The sequence below is a fragment of the Rhizobium sp. WW_1 genome, assembly GCF_003610155.1.
In the GTDB taxonomy this organism is placed as follows: domain Bacteria; phylum Pseudomonadota; class Alphaproteobacteria; order Rhizobiales; family Rhizobiaceae; genus Rhizobium; species Rhizobium tropici_A.
This window is the reverse complement of the sequence record NZ_RAIN01000001.1, coordinates 856,974-872,418: the sequence shown is the minus strand read 5'-3', so window position 1 is coordinate 872,418 and position 15,445 is coordinate 856,974. Positions and strand designations below refer to the sequence as shown.

The window sequence follows — 15,445 nt, the reverse complement described above, 5'->3', positions numbered from 1 at the left end:
GCTGCCTTTTTTTCGTTTCGTTCCGCACGAAAACGCCTCTCCTCTGTACATTATCGCGGTGAGCAAGTATGTGCACGGCTGAAGAAGAGGTTCGCGACGTGCGAGCCACGATGATCGCCGCCTGCTGGCGCGCGAAGAATTCCGAAAGACAGATGATGACTGATTTCGAAGGCATCGCTCCGGCGATTGCCCAGGCTTTGGCGAAGCGCGGTTACGAAACGCTGACGCCGGTGCAGAAGGCCATGCTTGATCCGGGCCTCGCCGGCAAGGACGCGCTCGTTTCCGCCCAGACGGGTTCGGGCAAGACGGTTGCCTTCGGCCTGGCGCTGGCGCCCGGCCTGCTCGATGGCTCGGAGCGCTTCGGCCCCGCCGGAGCGCCGCTGGCATTGGCGATCGCCCCGACGCGCGAACTGGCGCTGCAGGTCCAGCGCGAGCTGGAATGGCTATATGCGCTGACCGGTGCAACGATCGCCTCCTGCGTCGGCGGCATGGACATGCGTACCGAGCGGCGCACACTGGAACGCGGCGCCCACATCGTCGTCGGCACGCCCGGCCGCCTCTGCGACCACATTCGCCGCAACTCGCTCGATATTTCCAAGCTGCGCGCCGTCGTTCTCGACGAGGCCGACGAGATGCTCGATCTCGGCTTCCGCGAGGATCTGGAATTCATTCTGGAAGCCTCGCCCTCCGAGCGCCGCACCCTGATGTTTTCCGCGACCGTGCCGCGCTCGATCGCCAAGCTCGCCGAAAACTACCAGCGCGACGCCGTCCGCATCGCCACTGCTTCCGAAGCCAAGCAGCATGTTGATATCGACTACCGCGCGCTGACCGTGGTGCCGAACGACAGGGAAAACGCCATCATCAACGTGCTCCGCTATTATGAGGCGCGCAACGCCATCGTCTTCTGCTCGACGCGTGCCGCCGTCAATCATCTGACGGCGCGGTTCAACAATCGCGGTTTCTCGGTCGTCGCCCTCTCGGGCGAACTCAGCCAGAACGAGCGCACCCATGCGCTGCAGGCCATGCGCGACGGCCGCGCCCGCGTCTGCATCGCAACCGACGTTGCCGCTCGCGGCATCGATCTGCCGGGCCTTGAGCTGGTGGTGCACGCCGATCTGCCGACCAACCCGGATACGCTGCTGCACCGCAGCGGCCGTACCGGCCGCGCCGGCAACAAGGGCGTCAGCGCCCTCATCGTGCCGCTCAGCGCCCGCCGTCGCACGGAACGTTTGCTGGAAGCCGCCCGCATCCGCGCCACCTGGGCAAAGCCGCCGTCCGCCGACGAGGTGAGCCAGCGCGACGACGAGCGTCTTCTCGCCGATCCGGTCTTTGCCGGGCCGCTTGCCGAGGACGAACAGTCGATCGTCCAGCAGCTGCTGGAGCGTCACGGCGCCGAGCAGGTCGCCGCAGCCTTCCTGCGGCAGTACCGCGCCGGTCACTCCGCGCCCGAGGAATTGCAGGATGTGCCGGCAGAAGGCGAGCGCAGAAAGCCCCGCCGCGACGATTTCCCGGTCACGCCTCGCGATGAGGGTTCTTCCGGCGGACGAAATGACTTTACCGACGGCGTCTGGGTTTCGCTCTCCGTCGGCCGCAAGCAGAATGCCGAGCCGCGTTGGCTGATCCCCATGCTTTGCCGCAACGGCAACCTGACCAAGCGCGATATCGGCGCGATCAAGATGCAGCCGGAGGAAACCTTCGTCGAGCTTGCGCCTGAGGGAGCCGAGCGCTTCCTCTCGGCCATCGGCCCGGACAAGACCCTTGAGCGCGGCATCCGCGTCAAGCAGCTCGCCGGCATGCCGGATTTCCAGGCCAAGCGGGAAGGCGGCTTCGCCAAGAAGAAGCCTTTCGCCGACAAGGGGCCTCGCTCGAACGATGCCCCCAAGCCGAAATGGAAGTCCGATCGCAAGCCGGAGCGAGCACATGCCGGCGAGGGCAGCGTTTCGGAACGCGCAGACAAGAAGCCCTGGGCGAAAAAGCCCGGCAAGTCGCCTTTTGCCAAGGACGACAGCCCGCCGAAGGGCGGCAAGCCGAATTCCAGGGCCGCACGCAAGGCTGCGAAGACGAGGGGCGAATAATCTATGGCAGCCGCGCTGAAATAAGCGCGGCACGCCCACTGCCGTTGTCGCTATCTTGCTGCGACGACCACATCGCAGGCAGCGAATGAGCCGGACTGGCGGTAGACGTTGAGAAAATCTCTGCTGCTAGAACTCGGCTGGTAAGATAGAAATCGGCGACTTTTGGAGTGTGTTGCACTCGGTGCCGGATTTTCTGATACGTAGCCTTCGACCTGATGATACCGACGCCATTGTCGGCCTGTACGAAGCAGCGTCCGCACGGGATATCAATATCGGGCCGATTACGGCGGCCCAATGGACAGACTTCGTGCAGCGCCCTCACAATAAAGGCGGGCAGGATTTCCGGGTTGCCGTCCAAGACAATCAGCTCATCGGCCTGGCAGAGTCCTCCTTGCGCGATCAGGACGGCCGTCAGGTCCGCTTTTTCAAGCTGGTGATTGACCCTTCGAGGCGTCGGCAAGGTGTGGGAACGGCTCTCTTGAAGGAGCTCCTGGCGCTGAATGCTCGCGACAGCGCTCTCTCGTTTCAGACATTGGCGGCCAGCGATTGGCGCGACGGCCTTGCTTTTCTGGAAAGGCTTGGCTTTCTGCATATCGAGTCCGAGATCACCATGCGGTGCTTGTCATTGTCGGCGCAGACGCCCGTTTTGCCTGATGCGGTCGTTGTTGAGCGCATCGAGGCACCATGGCATCTGGCGGCTGAGGTCGCGGATCTCCACAACGCCGCCTTCGCCTTGGACGTTGCGTTTCGAAGCTACAGCGTCGGCGAGATGCAGCAGATTCTGGCGGAGGAAGGCCAAGTGCTTTGGGTCGTCAGGGACCACTCCCGCATTCTGGGTTACTGTCGAATGGAGTGCGAACCAGGCTTGATCTGGCTTGAGCAGATCGCCATTGATCCGGGCCATCAGAGCCGCGGTCTTGGGATGGCGCTCGCCTATGGAGCATTGCAAGCTGCTGGGATTGATCACGGCCGCCCCGCCGGCCTCAATGTTTCCAGTGTTAACGGCAAGGCGCGATCGATGTATCGGAAACTTGGCTTCGCGATCCGCCGGGAGGTTCGCCGATACAGCGTATCGCAGCTGGATCTGATAGGCCGCATGGCGATAGCCCGATGACTTGAAGGCCGACGGCGCTCTTGCAAGGCTGCTCACTCGCGCGGAGAACAGCCCCGACCGCTCTCCTATGACGTGAAGCTGAGATCATCGGCCGGGTTCATCGCCGCCGTTGACCCAATAGTGCTGGGATATGTTCCGACCGTTTTCGAGGATGTGAGCGGCAATTTCCGGATTGCCGCCCATGAAGGTTTCCGGATCGGCTCCGCACAACAGAAGGAAAAGCTTCTGGTGCGCGACGGAGGCAAAGTATTCATATGCAGGCGGGACCTCCTGCGATCCGATGGATCGTAGGTCTTCGGCCGCTTGTTTGCTGGCGTCCTCGATCGCCTTGTAGATCGTCGTCAACATGGCCCGTTCGGCTCGGTCCTGAATGTCCAGATATTGTTTCTCGGCCGGTGTTGGAACGGGGCAGCTGTTGCTCACGATATGCATCTCCTGCGTGAATTGTGCGGTAGGCTAATGCCTTTTAATTGTGTCCGCTTTACGCTGCAGGCAAGAGATTTCAATCGGACAGCTCGTGCTGAGGGCGGACAGATTGTAGTGGTAGTTAGGTGCCCTATTTGGTGTTGCGGGCCGTCTTGTCGATGGCGATCTTGCTGGATTTCAAATGTGAATGCCCTGCGCCGCGGGGGCTGGAGGGGCAATGTACCGATTTTTTGTGCGCGTGATTGCGGCGCTTGGACTTTCCCTCAGTTCGGCGGCGGCAATGGACGCTAATCTGATCAAGAAATTTCATGATGCCGTGCATATCGGGGATATCGCGGCAGTCAGAACGATGCTTGCGAGCGATCCGGCTCTAGCGACTTCAGCCGATCAGTACAAATTCCAACCCATCCACCTTCTCGACATGTATTTCGAGCCAGAAATTCTTGATCTCCTGCTCGCCAATGGAGCCGATATCAATGCGAAGAACGAAGACGGCGTCACGATTCTCCACATCATCACCGATCCGGATGCCGTGGATGTCCTGATCAGAAAGGGCGCTCAGATCGAGGCGCGTGACAAGAATGGCCGAACGCCTTTGATCATGCAGGCGAGCGAAAAGCAAAATGGCCCCGACGTGGTCGAGGCCCTGCTTGCACACGGCGCAGATCCGAATGCCAAGGATGACAAAGGCAAGACGGCCCTTTTCATTGCGCGGGAAAGCGGCGATGAGGAGCTTATCGACCTACTGTTGAAGAGCGGCGCCAAAGACTGATGTTGTGGGCGGATCGCAGTTATGAGGAGCTGCGTCGGCCGCCTCATCTGCGAGATGTCAGCCACACCCCCACCAGCGTTACCGCCAATCCGACGAACATCGCTGTCGTCAATGGTTCGGAAAACAGCGCCCAGGCCCATAGCATGGTCACGGGCGGGCTGAGATAGATGGCGGCGCTGACCTGCGCCACCGGGAAGAGGCGCAGGCTGGTATAGTAGACCGAATAGGCGACGAAGGTTGCGAACAGGATCAGCCATATGACGCCGATCGCGAAGCCCCGCGTCATCGGCGGGGCGATATCACCCTGCATCATCGCGCAGATGCCGAACAGCACCGAAGCGGTCAGGGTATGGATGCAGAGGCTTTGATGAACGGGCATATGCCCTGTTCGCTGCCGCTTGTGCAGCACCGATGCGAAGGCAAAGATCAGCATGGAACCGACAGTCAATCCATAGGCCCAGATCGGAGCCGCACCGAAGCTGAGGCTATCAAGCGATACGATCAGCACGCCTGCGACCGCGATTGCCGTTCCCAGCCATTGGCGCCGGCTCAGCCGCTCCCCCAGGACCGGTTGGGAGAGAGCCGCAATCGCGAGCGGCAGCAGATCGGAAATCAGCGCCACCAGCCCCGTCGGCACCCGCTGTTCGATCGCAAGCGCAAACCCGCCGAGATAGAGGAAAACCGACATGACGCCGAACAGCATTTGCTGCCCGATTGCGCGCATCCGCATTCTCGGCCCGATCGCCAGAGCAAAAGGCAGCAGGATCAGGCCCGACAGAAGTGTCCGCCAGAACAGGACCAGCATGACGCTCGCCTCCTGGCTGGCATAACGGATGCCGATGAAGCCGGAACTCCAGCTGAGGATCAGGATCACGGCCATTACGGGCCAAAGGAAGCGGCGTTCGTTTGGCGCTGGCTGCGCTAGGCTTTGGTCCGTCATCATGGTCTCGATCGAATGGCTTTCACGGCCAGCCATAAGCGAGAGCAGGCTCGAATACACATGACAAATATCGATTGCAGCATGACATTTCAGTCGTATAGCTCATGACGATTTGCCAGATGTCGCCGGAACATGCATTCTTTTCGGACGACGACCACTCTAGCCGAAGCCGAGTTTGCCATGACCGAATTCAACAGCCGACGCCTGGAAATCGATGCCCTGCGCGCGCTATGGGCAATCCGCCATCACGGCGGCATCACCCGCGCGGCGGAAGCCCTCGGCCTGTCGCAATCCGCCGTCAGCCACAAGATCAAGAGGCTCGAGACGAGCCTTGATTGCGATCTCCTCAGCCGCAAATCCGGAGCGCCGGTATTCACCGCAGCGGGTGACGATCTGCTCGAATATGCCGGGCGTATCCTCGGCCTGCATGACGAGGCGCTGCTGAGCCTGTCGAAGACGTCGCTTGCCGGCCGCGTCGCCCTCGGCCTGACCGAGGATACGACCTGCACCGATCTTGCCCGCATATTGGGGCGCTTCCGCCGTCTGCATCCGAATGTTTCCGTACGCACCAAGGTTCGCATGAGCCTCGTCCTGCGGGGAATGTTGGAGCGGGGAGAGCTCGACGCGGCCATCATCCAGGTCTTCGCCCACGAGGTCCGCCCGACCGATGTCGTCCTTTTTCGCGAGCAGCTGCATTGGGTCAAGCATCCCGAGCTGTCCTTGCCGCTGGATGAACCCGTCCCGTTCCTCTCCTTCGACGAGGAATGCTTCTATCGCCGATGGGCGCTCGACATCGGACAGGACGGCGGTGCGGTGCTTGAAACCGTATTTGAGTGCACCAGCTCGGCAGGGATTGTCGCGGCTGTCAGCGCGGGCTTGGGCGTGGCGCTTCTTAACGGCCGTCATTTGCAGCCAGACATGGAGATCATCACCCAGGGCCTGCCGGCCCCACCTGCCTTGGCCTATGTGGTGCGCCGCGGCCGCAAGGTGAGAAATCCCGCGCTCGATACGCTCGTTGGAGAAATCGAGAGCGAGATCAGCCGTTATGGAGGGCTGGCACTGGCGAGTTGAGCGGGTCGGCCCTCTGTCGATCGGGAATCGATGCCTCTGTTCCGGCAGCATCCCATCGAATGCGGTGATGTTTGATAGAGAAAGCCGATGTTCTTGCTGGAAGTTTGCAGCCATTACGCGATTGGGGCAGAGTATCCTCTTCTACCGGATAGCGGGATGGAGCGGCTTACCCATGCTGATCGGCTCATGTCACTGCGGCAAATCAGGCTGGACGCTCGAAGGCGATCCGGGCTCGATCACCGCCTGCAACTGCACGCTCTGTCGCCGCTATGGCGCGCTGTGGGCCTATGACTATGAAGGGGAGCGGATTTCCGTAACGGGATCGACGGCCTCCTATGCCCGCGCGGAGAAGGAGCCGACCCTCGAAATATTGTTCTGCCCGTCCTGCGCCAACGTCTTGAGCTGGCGTGGCCTGCGGCTTCAAAGGGATGGCCGCCGGCGCATGGCCGTCAATCTGCGACTGGCGCCGCCGGATCTGGTCGCCGACCTGCCGATCGATCACTTCGATGGGCTCGACACGTTCGAAGATCTTCCTTCGGACGGTCGATGTGTGCGCGACCTCTGGTTTTGACGGCGAGCCGAGGTTTTCTCAGTTGGCCAGCACCCTCGGCGAGGGGAAGGTGATCTCGACCAGCGTGCCCTCGTTCGGGGCCGAATTGATCGAGAAGGTCGCGCGGTTGGCGTCAACCATCGCCTTGGTCAGCGGCAGGCCGAGGCCCGTGCCGTCGCCGCGCTTGCGCGCGTTGGTGGAGACCTGCCGGAAGGGCTTCATTGCCTGCTCCAGCTCCGAGCGCGTCATGCCGACGCCCGTATCCCGGATGCGCATCACGACGCTGCCATTGCCTTCATAGGCTGTCGATACAACGATCTGGCCGCCCGACGGGGTGAAACGGATGGCATTCGCAAGGATGTTCAGCGCGATCTGCTTGATGGAGCGCAGGTCGGCGACGACATTCGGCACGGCCTGCGACAAAGCGGTGCGGATGATGACGCGTTGGCTGTTGGCCTGCGGCTGCACCAGCGATACCGCCTCGGTGATCGCTTCGTTAAGACCGACGGAGGCGAAATCCAGGTCCATCTCGCCGGCTTCGATCTTGGAGATATCCAGGAGATCGTTGACGATATCGAGCACATGCCGGCCGGAGCGGCCGATATCGGTCGCATATTCGACATAGCGCGAGTGGCCGATCGGCCCGAAGCGCTCGCCGGCCATCATGTCGGAAAAGCCGATGATGGCGTTGAGCGGCGTGCGGATTTCATGGCTGACGCGGGCCAGGAAGTCCGTCTTGTGCGCATTGGCGGTTTCGGCGGCACGCTTGGCATTGCGCAACTCTTCCTCGGTTCGCTTCCATTGCGTGATGTCGCGGATGACAGCGCAGTAGCCGTTCGAGGAATTCAGCCGGCCCATGGTCATGAACAGCGGCACGAAGCCGCCAGAGGCCTCGCGGCCGATCACTTCGCGGCCGTCGTTGAGCACGCTGGCAACGCCATGGCCCGAGAGTCCGCCGAGATAATCAAGCACAGCCTTCTGGCTCTCATGCGCAAACAGCATGACGAAGGGTTTGCCGCGCGTTTCCTGATCGTCATAGTTGAAGAGAGCACTCGCGGAGCGGTTCATCGAACGGATCTCGCCGTCCTGGCCGATGATGATGACGCCGTCCGTCGCCGTCTCCAGAGTCGAACGCAGTTCCTCGATTTCGACCTGCAGCTTGGCGACCTTTTCGAGGATGCGCTCGGGGCGGGCTTCTTCGGGGATCGGCGGCGGCGTTGGCGGCTCGCTCCGTTCCACCGGCATCAGCGCCAGCATCAAGGCCGTGCCGTCGTCCCAGCGGATCGATTGCAGCCGGGCCGTAACAGGCACCAGCGCATCGTCGGCGCGCACGACCATCATCGTGCCGGGCTGCTCGGTCTTGCCCTCGAGATCGTTGCGCTGCAGCAGCGCATCCAGCCCGCCGACCTGTTCGAGCTCGTCGAGGTTCTCGTAGCCGGTCAGCCGCAGGAATTCAGGATTGCCATGGATCAGCCGGTCGCCGGCATGAACGAGGATGGCAAGCGGCAGCTGATCGACGATATCGGGCGACAGGCCGGAGCGCATCTTCACGCGCGGTGGGATGCTGTTGCTCAGAACATCGAGCGGATCGAAATCCTCTTCCGGCTCGGCCGATGTCGGCGAAGCTTCGCCGCCTGCTTTCGGGCCGCTTTCGTCTGAGGCCTCGATAAATTTCACAACCGGCGTCGATGCTTTTTCTTCCGCGCTTGGCGCAACTGGCTGACCGTCATCGGCGTGGCCATTTCCATCTGCCGCTTCGGAGAGAATCTCGTCGGCCGCATTCGGCTGCGGGGTGATATCGGCAGCTTCTTCGTGCCGCTCGTCGTGAGGCTGTTCCGACGGCGGTTCCGTGCGCTTGCCGAAAGGCTCCAGCTGGCGGGCGATCTCGCGGAAGGCGGCCTGCTCGCTGAGCGACAGGGCAGCTTGCGTCAACGTCCGGCGCTCGTGCAGGCGAACGACCTTGTCCGATTCCCGACGGCCCGGCGTCTCGGAAATCCGCAGGGCAGGGGGTTCGTAACGCGGGGCCGCATCAGCTCCCGTGGTATCCTGCGTTGGGCTTTCGATTTCTTCAATGGCCGGAGGCGTCTCGGCTTCGGAAGCCGGCTGCTCGTTCGAGGCAGCTTCCGTTTCTGTCGGCATTTCAGCGACGGCGTCATCAACTTCATGCGCGCCAAGCGCCATGCCGCGCTTCATCGGATCTTCGACGGCATCCGCCAGACGGACGACACCGAAACCACGGAAGCCGTCGAATTCGCGGCTGCGCGTATAGGTAGGCAGGGCGGCGAGATCGACCGGCACGGTCAGGCTCGTGCCTTCTACCGGCCAATAGATCGTACGGCCGGACCACGTATCGCGCCGCGCCAGCAATTCGGCGATCTTGCCATCCGGATCGAGATTGAAACGGCGGGCGACATCGGCAAAGGCCGTCCCGGCGATCTGGGCGGCATGCGGTCCCACGGCATCGGCGAATTCGCGGGAAACCTCGCTGAAGTTGCCGACGGCATCGATCTTCCAGACGAAGCGGGTGGCGCGCCCGTTTCGCTTGAAGCTGAAGCCTTGCGTGGGAGTATTTTCAATGGCGACTGGAGCTTCCGGCCGAGGCGGCGCGGCCTCCGTCGTCTCTATGGTTGTGTGGTCCTCTTCGCCCGTTACCGTTTCGGGCTGAGACTCTGTGGCTGGAGCCTCGATATCGGCCACCACCTCGGGTTCGCTGCCGGGCGAGCCATGTGTGTCGGCTGCTTCTTCTTCTCCGGGTTCGTCCGAGTTTTGGACGATAGGCGCTGTCTCCTGTTGCTCGTCCGCCTGATATTCTGGCGTTTCGTCGAGCTCCTCGATGCCGGCCACCGCATCGATGACCTCGCCGGAGGGCGCGTTTGGAGCGACTTTCGGCTCCTCTTCCGCGGCCGCCGCTTCCAGCTCCTTGCGGGTTTCCTCGGCCTGCGGCTCCACGGCTGCAGCGGGGCGCCCCTGGCCGGCAAGGCTTCCTGTCGGATCGAGATGGCCGAGCGCCGTTTCGACGACAAACAACAGATGAAGGGCGGGAATCTCGGAGAGCTTGCCGATGGCGGCAGGCAGATAGCCGCGGCCCGTCGGGATTGGCCGCTTGATGAGCCGGTCCGGTTGAGCGCCGGCCATGGTCGTCAGCATCCGCGCTGTCTGCGGCGTCACGTCGAGCGTTCTGAAGCCGTGGGAGGCGGTAACGATTTCGCCGTCGCGGCCGATGACAGCCATGTGCGTATCGGGATCGTCGAACCCGTCGATCATTTGCTTGGCGCACTCGGCTGCCGTGAGCGGCTTCGAGGAGACCGGGGAGGAAAACAGCACGGCCTCTTCGCCGGCCTGGATGCGGATGAGCTCGACGGCCGCATTGACGACGGCGCGTTGGAAGCCCGAGGCCATGCGGATCAGGAAGGTGCGCTGGTCGCCGACCGCGCCGAGGCCGCGCGCCGTCGCTTCGATCTGGCGGAACGAGACGTCGCCGGACTTCGGCCCCTGCTCGACAAAATCGTAAATGACATCATAGCCGAAAAGGTTGGCGCCTGCGCCATTGGCCCAGAGCACGCGATCCATGCCGGTCGAGAACATGACCATGGCTTCACCGCGCGCGAAACGCTCCCGAACGCGCGGATGCACGGCAATGTCAATGAACGGATATTGAATTGCGGGCATTTTCCAACCTGTTTTGCGGGCGTGACCGCCTCTCGTGATTTAACGGTTTATTAATAACGGCGCCCCGCTTTTCGGTCCAGCGAAGGGCCCATCTTTCGGCCGGAAAGGTTAACGCGTTGTGCGTCGCACAAATATGTTGCACTGCACAATCTTCTATATTATATAGGCCTCACACAGGTTCACGAAGGGCGCCTCAGAGAGGGCCCATTTAGGAGCGTAATCATGGCTACTGTAAAGAAAGACGACGTTTTTTCAACGGCTGCATTCGATCCGTCCAAGTTCTCCGAATCCTTCCGCGACTTCGCGGAAAAGGGCGCTGCGCAGTCCAAGGAAGCCTTCGCCAAGCTGAAGGCCGCCACTGAAGAAGCCGGCAAGACGGTTGAAGCAACCGTGCAGACCGCACAGGCTGGTTCCGTCGAAATCGGCCTCAAGGCCATCGACGTGCTGCGCACCAATGCCGAAAGCTCGCTGGCTCACATGGAAGCCCTGCTTCGCGTCAAGTCCGTTGCCGAACTCTTCGAACTTCAGACCGCTTTCATCCGCAAGCAGGCCGAAGTCACCGTCGAGCAGGCCAAGTCCATTCAGGACACCACCAAGAAGGTTGCCGAAAAGCTGGCAAAGCCTGCCAAGGACGCCGCTGAAAAGGCAATGTCCTCCTTCAAGGCCTAATCGCTTTCGATACGCCTCCCAAGGCATGAACGTTCCGCTCCCGGATGAAAGCCTGGGGCGGGATTTTTCATATCCGGCGCACACGCGGCAGCACATCGCGTTGGATATCTGCAAAGCTTTTTTATATTGCGGGGAGATAGGACTTGAAATAATTTCAAAGTCCTCGTATGTCACCCCCGTTCGCGGCGACGCGAGCAAGTGCGGTTGTAGCTCAGTTGGTTAGAGCGCAGGTTTGTGGCACCTGAGGTCGGAGGTTCGAGACCCCCCAACCGTACCATTCTTTCCCAGATCTTTTCGTAGAAGATACCGTCGCCTTTGGCCTCGCGGGCTCATTTCTTGTCTTCAGGCTTCTTCGATACGTGGCCGGGCGATATCGGATCGCTTGCCGGAAACGTCTCTTCCAGCGCTTCTTCCAGATAATCGTCCTGTTCCTTGTGTTCCTTTTCGCTGGGTTTCTGCTGCTTCTTGTCACTCATCATCCTGGCTCCCTGATCTCTGTCTGAAATACTAGGCTTTGTCCGGTCTTTGTCCAGCAGCGAGGGTGGAGGGTCTGATGTTGAGGGCAGATACGGGCGTGCGGCAATCGCCTTTCGAAATTTATCTCGGAACTGTCCGTATCGCTCATCGTTCTCTTCGTATCAGCAACGAGACGAAAGGAGCGGGCATGTCCGTACCGAACGAGCCGATCCCCGAGTCGCCTCCGATGCCGGAACCCGGCTGGACGCCGAGGCCGCCGATCGAAGAACCCGAGCCGGACAGGTTACCGGACGAGGTTCCCGTTCCCAATCCCGACGAGAACGATGAGCCGCCAAAGCATGCGGTTGTACTTTCGACTAAATGGTTCCGATATTTTCGGCCCAGATGATGTTGGTTGTACAGTCAAAAGTTGTTATTTCCCCTTGTGACGGTTGAGCAAAAAGCTCATCATTTTCCGCAAATGAGGGGGATTGGATGCGGTTTGGGACAGCGGGCATAATTGGTATTGCCTTGGCGATGTTTTCATCTTCGGCTGAAGCAACAGACATGGAAAAGTTTCTGGAGAAAGCGGCAGGAAAGCTCGATGTATCGAGCGAGCCGATCATGGCCAACGGCATGCTGACGGCGTGCCAAATTGCCTTTGACGGGATTATTGAAGACACGACGACCGATGAACGTAAATATCTGAAAGTCGGCGGATCGGTCGGTATGTTTACCGGCGAGGGCCCAAAGAAGCATGTCGGCGCATTCATTCGGTTGATTGTCTTGTCTATTAACAAGTCCACCGGAAAGATGCGGCCGTCACGGCCTTCGCGAGTTTTTCTTGTTGATTCCGCATTCAACACCAACTTGGCAAGTCTTGTTAAGGCATCCCCAGCGGAAGCGCCTGGTGGATTGGATGCTATTTTTCTAATGTCGCCGAGTGGGGAGATTCTATTGGATGCCATCAAGCGCAGAAAGCTAGTTGTCGCCTTCAATCAAAATGACGGAAAGAGTGATATACGGTTGCCCATAGAGCTCAGTGCCACCGATGACATTGATCGACGTGTGAAAGGTCTTGAAACCGCTCTTGAATTCTCACAGTGCACGTCCACCATGTTAGGCCAAGTGCAGGCACGATAGCTGAGAACATCCATAATTGGTGTCGGTGGTTTTCGTCATAATTACAGAAACATCCGCCGCTCCTCGCTGACCAGCTCCTGCAGGAAATCCGCAACGGTGCGCACGCGCACCAGGTCGCGGGCGCTTTCGTGATAGGTCGTCCAGTAGGCACGCTTGATGGCGACATCGGGCAGGATGCGGGTCAGCTCCGGAAACTGCCTGGCGATGTAATCGTGCAGGATGCCGACGCCTGCGCCGGAGCGGACCGCTTCCGTCTGGCCGATAGCGGTGGAGATCTCGAAAGACGCGTCCCAGCTGCGCATGATCTCGCCGGAGAAATTCAGCGAGGCGGTAAAGATCAGGTCTTCGACATAGCCGACGCGCGGATGCAGCTTCAGCGCCTCGACGCTGTCGGGCAATCCGGCCTGTTCCAGATAGGTTTTCGATGCATAGAGCCCGAGTGTATAATCCGTCAGCTTCGATGAGACCAGACGGCCCTGCTCGGGGCGTTCGAGCGTAATTGCGATGTCGGCCTCGCGCTGCGACAGAGAAAAGGAGCGGGGAACGGGCACGAGCTGGATGCGCAGCTCGGGATAGCGGGCAATCAGCCGCCCGAGCCGCGGCGCAAGGAAGGAAACGCCGAAGCCATCGGGTGCGCCGATCCGCACCGTGCCCGTAATCGCACTGTCGAGATGGCCGACACTTGCCTGCGCCCGCAGCATTTCGGTTTCCATGCGCTCGGCGGCATGCAGAAAGATCTCGCCCTCCGCCGTCAGGTCGCAGCCGTTGGTGCGCCGCACCAGCAGACGCGTCTTCAATCGCTCCTCCAGCGTGGTCACGCGGCGGGAGAGGGTGGCGTGGTTGACGCCGAGCCGTTTGGAAGCGGCGAGGATCTGCCCGGTGCGCGCCACGGCCAGAAACATGCGGACATCGTCCCAATCCATCGGCGCATTCCCCTTTGCATTCGCCCTTTTGCACAGCACGGACTTTAATTTTTGCACAACGGTTGCTTATAACAGCTCATTGATTTGTGCAAATTGAAGTGCCATCCTGTAACCATCGAAGAAAACGAGGAGGCACATCCATGCGTGAGATTGGTCATTTCATCGGCGGCAAGCGCGTCGCCGGCACGAGCGGACGCACGAGCAACGTCTACAATCCGGCAACCGGCGAAGTGCAGGCGACGGTCGCGCTCGCCAGCGTAGAGGAACTGCGCGCCGCCGTCGAAAACGCCAAGGCAGCGCAGCCGAAATGGGCCGCCACCAACCCGCAGCGCCGCGCCCGCGTCTTCTTCAAGTTCGTCGAACTCTTGAACCAGAACATGGACGAGCTGGCGACGCTGCTCTCCTCGGAGCATGGCAAGACCGTCGAAGACTCCAAGGGCGATATCATCCGCGGCCTCGAAGTCTGCGAATTCGTCTGCGGCATTCCGCACCTGCAGAAGGGTGAGTTCACCGAAGGCGCCGGCCCGGCGATCGACATGTACTCCATCCGCCAGCCCGTTGGCGTCGGCGCCGGCATCACGCCGTTCAACTTCCCGGGCATGATCCCGATGTGGATGTTTGCGCCTGCGATCGCCTGCGGCAACGCCTTCATCCTGAAGCCGTCCGAGCGTGATCCGTCCCTGCCGATCCGCCTTGCCGAACTCCTGATCGAAGCCGGCCTGCCTGCCGGCATCCTCAACGTCGTCAATGGCGACAAGACCGCCGTCGACGCCATCCTGACCGATCCGGATATCGCGGCCGTTTCCTTCGTCGGCTCCACGCCGATCGCCCGCTACGTCTATGGCACGGCTGCTATGAACGGCAAGCGCGCCCAGTGCTTCGGCGGCGCGAAGAACCACATGATCATCATGCCCGACGCCGACATGGATCAGGCCGTCAACGCCCTCATGGGCGCAGGCTACGGTTCGGCCGGCGAGCGCTGCATGGCAGTCTCGGTCGCGGTTCCTGTCGGCGAAGGGACGGCAAACCGCCTCGTCGAGAAGCTGGTGCCGAAGATCGAATCCCTGCGCATCGGCCCCTACACCGATGAGAAGGCCGATATGGGTCCGCTCGTCACCAAGGATGCGTATAACCGCGTCAACGGTCTGATCGATCGTGGTGTTGAGGAAGGCGCCAAGCTGGTCGTCGACGGCCGCGGCTTCAAGCTGCAAGGCTATGAAGACGGCTATTTCGTCGGCGGCACGCTGTTCGACCACGTCACGCCTGACATGGACATCTACAAGACCGAGATCTTCGGACCGGTTCTCTCGGTCGTTCGCGCCAAGAACTACGAGGAAGCCCTCGAACTGCCGATGAAGCACGAATACGGCAACGGCGTCGCCATCTACACCCGTGACGGCGATGCGGCCCGCGACTTCGCCTCGCGTATCAACATCGGCATGATCGGCGTCAACGTTCCGATCCCGGTTCCGCTCGCCTACCACTCCTTCGGCGGCTGGAAGGCTTCGAGCTTCGGCGATCTCAACCAGCACGGCACGGACTCGATCAAGTTCTGGACGCGCACCAAGACGATCACCGCCCGCTGGCCGTCCGGCATCAAGGATGGCGCCGAATTCGTCATGCCGACGATGAAGTAA

The 15,445-nt window shown here is 61.0% G+C and carries 15 protein-coding genes and 1 tRNA gene; 10 read left to right on the top strand and 6 right to left on the bottom strand.

Annotated features, from left to right (window positions below):
- Positions 1–155: 155 nt before the first annotated feature.
- Together BJ928_RS04135 and BJ928_RS04130 are read left to right on the top strand one after the other, a co-directional pair.
- A complete protein-coding gene (locus BJ928_RS04135) occupies positions 156–2,075 on the top strand; it encodes a DEAD/DEAH box helicase (protein WP_047628793.1) in 1,920 nt (639 codons plus the stop codon).
- A gap of 181 nt (positions 2,076–2,256) precedes the next feature.
- The gene (locus tag BJ928_RS04130) at positions 2,257–3,189 is read left to right on the top strand and encodes a GNAT family N-acetyltransferase (RefSeq protein WP_047627991.1); all 933 of its coding nucleotides are present in this window, start codon (positions 2,257–2,259) and stop codon (positions 3,187–3,189) included.
- 84 nt (positions 3,190–3,273) lie between these two features.
- Here BJ928_RS04130 and BJ928_RS04125 read toward each other — a convergent pair whose 3' ends face one another.
- Positions 3,274–3,612: a hypothetical protein gene (locus BJ928_RS04125; protein ID WP_047628792.1), complete on the bottom strand. Its 339-nt coding sequence runs from the start codon at positions 3,610–3,612 to the stop codon at positions 3,274–3,276.
- A gap of 220 nt (positions 3,613–3,832) precedes the next feature.
- On the opposite strand from BJ928_RS04125, the gene BJ928_RS04120 reads away from it, so the two are divergent.
- Positions 3,833–4,387: an ankyrin repeat domain-containing protein gene (locus BJ928_RS04120; RefSeq protein ID WP_052227473.1), complete on the top strand. Its 555-nt coding sequence runs from the start codon at positions 3,833–3,835 to the stop codon at positions 4,385–4,387.
- Positions 4,388–4,430: 43 nt separating this feature from the next.
- Here the strand turns inward: BJ928_RS04120 and BJ928_RS04115 are convergent, their stop codons facing one another.
- The gene (locus BJ928_RS04115; protein ID WP_047628790.1) at positions 4,431–5,327 is read right to left on the bottom strand and encodes a DMT family transporter; all 897 of its coding nucleotides are present in this window, start codon (positions 5,325–5,327) and stop codon (positions 4,431–4,433) included.
- 180 nt (positions 5,328–5,507) lie between these two features.
- Between BJ928_RS04115 and BJ928_RS04110 the strand changes: the two genes are divergently transcribed.
- Both BJ928_RS04110 and BJ928_RS04105 read left to right on the top strand, forming a co-directional pair.
- Entirely contained in the window at positions 5,508–6,398 is an 891-nt protein-coding gene (locus BJ928_RS04110; protein WP_047628789.1) for a LysR family transcriptional regulator, read from the top strand.
- A gap of 172 nt (positions 6,399–6,570) precedes the next feature.
- Positions 6,571–6,969, top strand: a complete 399-nt coding sequence (locus BJ928_RS04105) for a GFA family protein (protein ID WP_047627989.1) — start codon at positions 6,571–6,573, stop codon at positions 6,967–6,969.
- 18 nt (positions 6,970–6,987) lie between these two features.
- On the opposite strand, the gene BJ928_RS04100 is transcribed toward BJ928_RS04105, so the two are convergent.
- On the bottom strand, positions 6,988–10,617 hold the full coding sequence (locus tag BJ928_RS04100) for an ATP-binding protein (RefSeq protein ID WP_047627988.1): 3,630 nt from the start codon (positions 10,615–10,617) through the stop codon (positions 6,988–6,990).
- A 222-nt stretch (positions 10,618–10,839) separates the two neighbouring features.
- Between BJ928_RS04100 and BJ928_RS04095 the strand changes: the two genes are divergently transcribed.
- Both BJ928_RS04095 and BJ928_RS04090 read left to right on the top strand, forming a co-directional pair.
- Entirely contained in the window at positions 10,840–11,286 is a 447-nt protein-coding gene (locus BJ928_RS04095) for a phasin (RefSeq protein WP_047627987.1), read from the top strand.
- A 200-nt stretch (positions 11,287–11,486) separates the two neighbouring features.
- A tRNA-His gene (locus tag BJ928_RS04090) sits at positions 11,487–11,563 on the top strand.
- A gap of 52 nt (positions 11,564–11,615) precedes the next feature.
- Here the strand turns inward: BJ928_RS04090 and BJ928_RS38710 are convergent.
- Positions 11,616–11,765, bottom strand: a complete 150-nt coding sequence (locus BJ928_RS38710; RefSeq protein WP_156151429.1) for a hypothetical protein — start codon at positions 11,763–11,765, stop codon at positions 11,616–11,618.
- Positions 11,766–11,950: 185 nt separating this feature from the next.
- Between BJ928_RS38710 and BJ928_RS39275 the strand changes: the two genes are divergently transcribed.
- A complete protein-coding gene (locus tag BJ928_RS39275) occupies positions 11,951–12,151 on the top strand; it encodes a hypothetical protein (protein ID WP_052227493.1) in 201 nt (66 codons plus the stop codon).
- Here the strand turns inward: BJ928_RS39275 and BJ928_RS38705 are convergent.
- Complete coding sequence (locus BJ928_RS38705) at positions 12,120–12,311, bottom strand: hypothetical protein (RefSeq protein ID WP_183079360.1); 192 nt, start codon at positions 12,309–12,311, stop codon at positions 12,120–12,122. The two genes, BJ928_RS39275 and BJ928_RS38705, sit on opposite strands and share 32 nt — an antisense overlap.
- Between BJ928_RS38705 and BJ928_RS04080 the strand changes: the two genes are divergently transcribed.
- A complete protein-coding gene (locus BJ928_RS04080) occupies positions 12,238–12,885 on the top strand; it encodes a hypothetical protein (RefSeq protein ID WP_047627984.1) in 648 nt (215 codons plus the stop codon). The genes BJ928_RS38705 and BJ928_RS04080 overlap by 74 nt on opposite strands.
- A 41-nt stretch (positions 12,886–12,926) precedes the next feature.
- Here the strand turns inward: BJ928_RS04080 and BJ928_RS04075 are convergent, their stop codons facing one another.
- A complete protein-coding gene (locus BJ928_RS04075) occupies positions 12,927–13,808 on the bottom strand; it encodes a LysR family transcriptional regulator (protein ID WP_047627982.1) in 882 nt (293 codons plus the stop codon).
- Positions 13,809–13,948: 140 nt separating this feature from the next.
- On the opposite strand from BJ928_RS04075, the gene BJ928_RS04070 reads away from it, so the two are divergent.
- A complete protein-coding gene (locus tag BJ928_RS04070) occupies positions 13,949–15,445 on the top strand; it encodes a CoA-acylating methylmalonate-semialdehyde dehydrogenase (RefSeq protein ID WP_047627981.1) in 1,497 nt (498 codons plus the stop codon).

Excerpts from the sequence above, each read along its gene's own strand:
- BJ928_RS04135 (WP_047628793.1), top strand. The coding sequence starts at position 156 with ATGACTGATTTCGAAGGCATCGCTCCGGCGATTGCCCAGGCTTTGGCG.
- BJ928_RS04120 (WP_052227473.1), top strand. The coding sequence starts at position 3,833 with ATGTACCGATTTTTTGTGCGCGTGATTGCGGCGCTTGGACTTTCCCTC.
- BJ928_RS04115 (WP_047628790.1), bottom strand. The coding sequence starts at position 5,327 with ATGACGGACCAAAGCCTAGCGCAGCCAGCGCCAAACGAACGCCGCTTC.
- BJ928_RS04110 (WP_047628789.1), top strand. The coding sequence starts at position 5,508 with ATGACCGAATTCAACAGCCGACGCCTGGAAATCGATGCCCTGCGCGCG.
- BJ928_RS04105 (WP_047627989.1), top strand. The coding sequence starts at position 6,571 with ATGCTGATCGGCTCATGTCACTGCGGCAAATCAGGCTGGACGCTCGAA.
- BJ928_RS04100 (WP_047627988.1), bottom strand. The coding sequence starts at position 10,617 with ATGCCCGCAATTCAATATCCGTTCATTGACATTGCCGTGCATCCGCGC.
- BJ928_RS04095 (WP_047627987.1), top strand. The coding sequence starts at position 10,840 with ATGGCTACTGTAAAGAAAGACGACGTTTTTTCAACGGCTGCATTCGAT.
- BJ928_RS38710 (WP_156151429.1), bottom strand. The coding sequence starts at position 11,765 with ATGATGAGTGACAAGAAGCAGCAGAAACCCAGCGAAAAGGAACACAAG.
- BJ928_RS39275 (WP_052227493.1), top strand. The coding sequence starts at position 11,951 with ATGTCCGTACCGAACGAGCCGATCCCCGAGTCGCCTCCGATGCCGGAA.
- BJ928_RS04080 (WP_047627984.1), top strand. The coding sequence starts at position 12,238 with ATGCGGTTTGGGACAGCGGGCATAATTGGTATTGCCTTGGCGATGTTT.
- BJ928_RS38705 (WP_183079360.1), bottom strand. The coding sequence starts at position 12,311 with ATGTCTGTTGCTTCAGCCGAAGATGAAAACATCGCCAAGGCAATACCA.
- BJ928_RS04075 (WP_047627982.1), bottom strand. The coding sequence starts at position 13,808 with ATGGATTGGGACGATGTCCGCATGTTTCTGGCCGTGGCGCGCACCGGG.
- BJ928_RS04070 (WP_047627981.1), top strand. The coding sequence starts at position 13,949 with ATGCGTGAGATTGGTCATTTCATCGGCGGCAAGCGCGTCGCCGGCACG.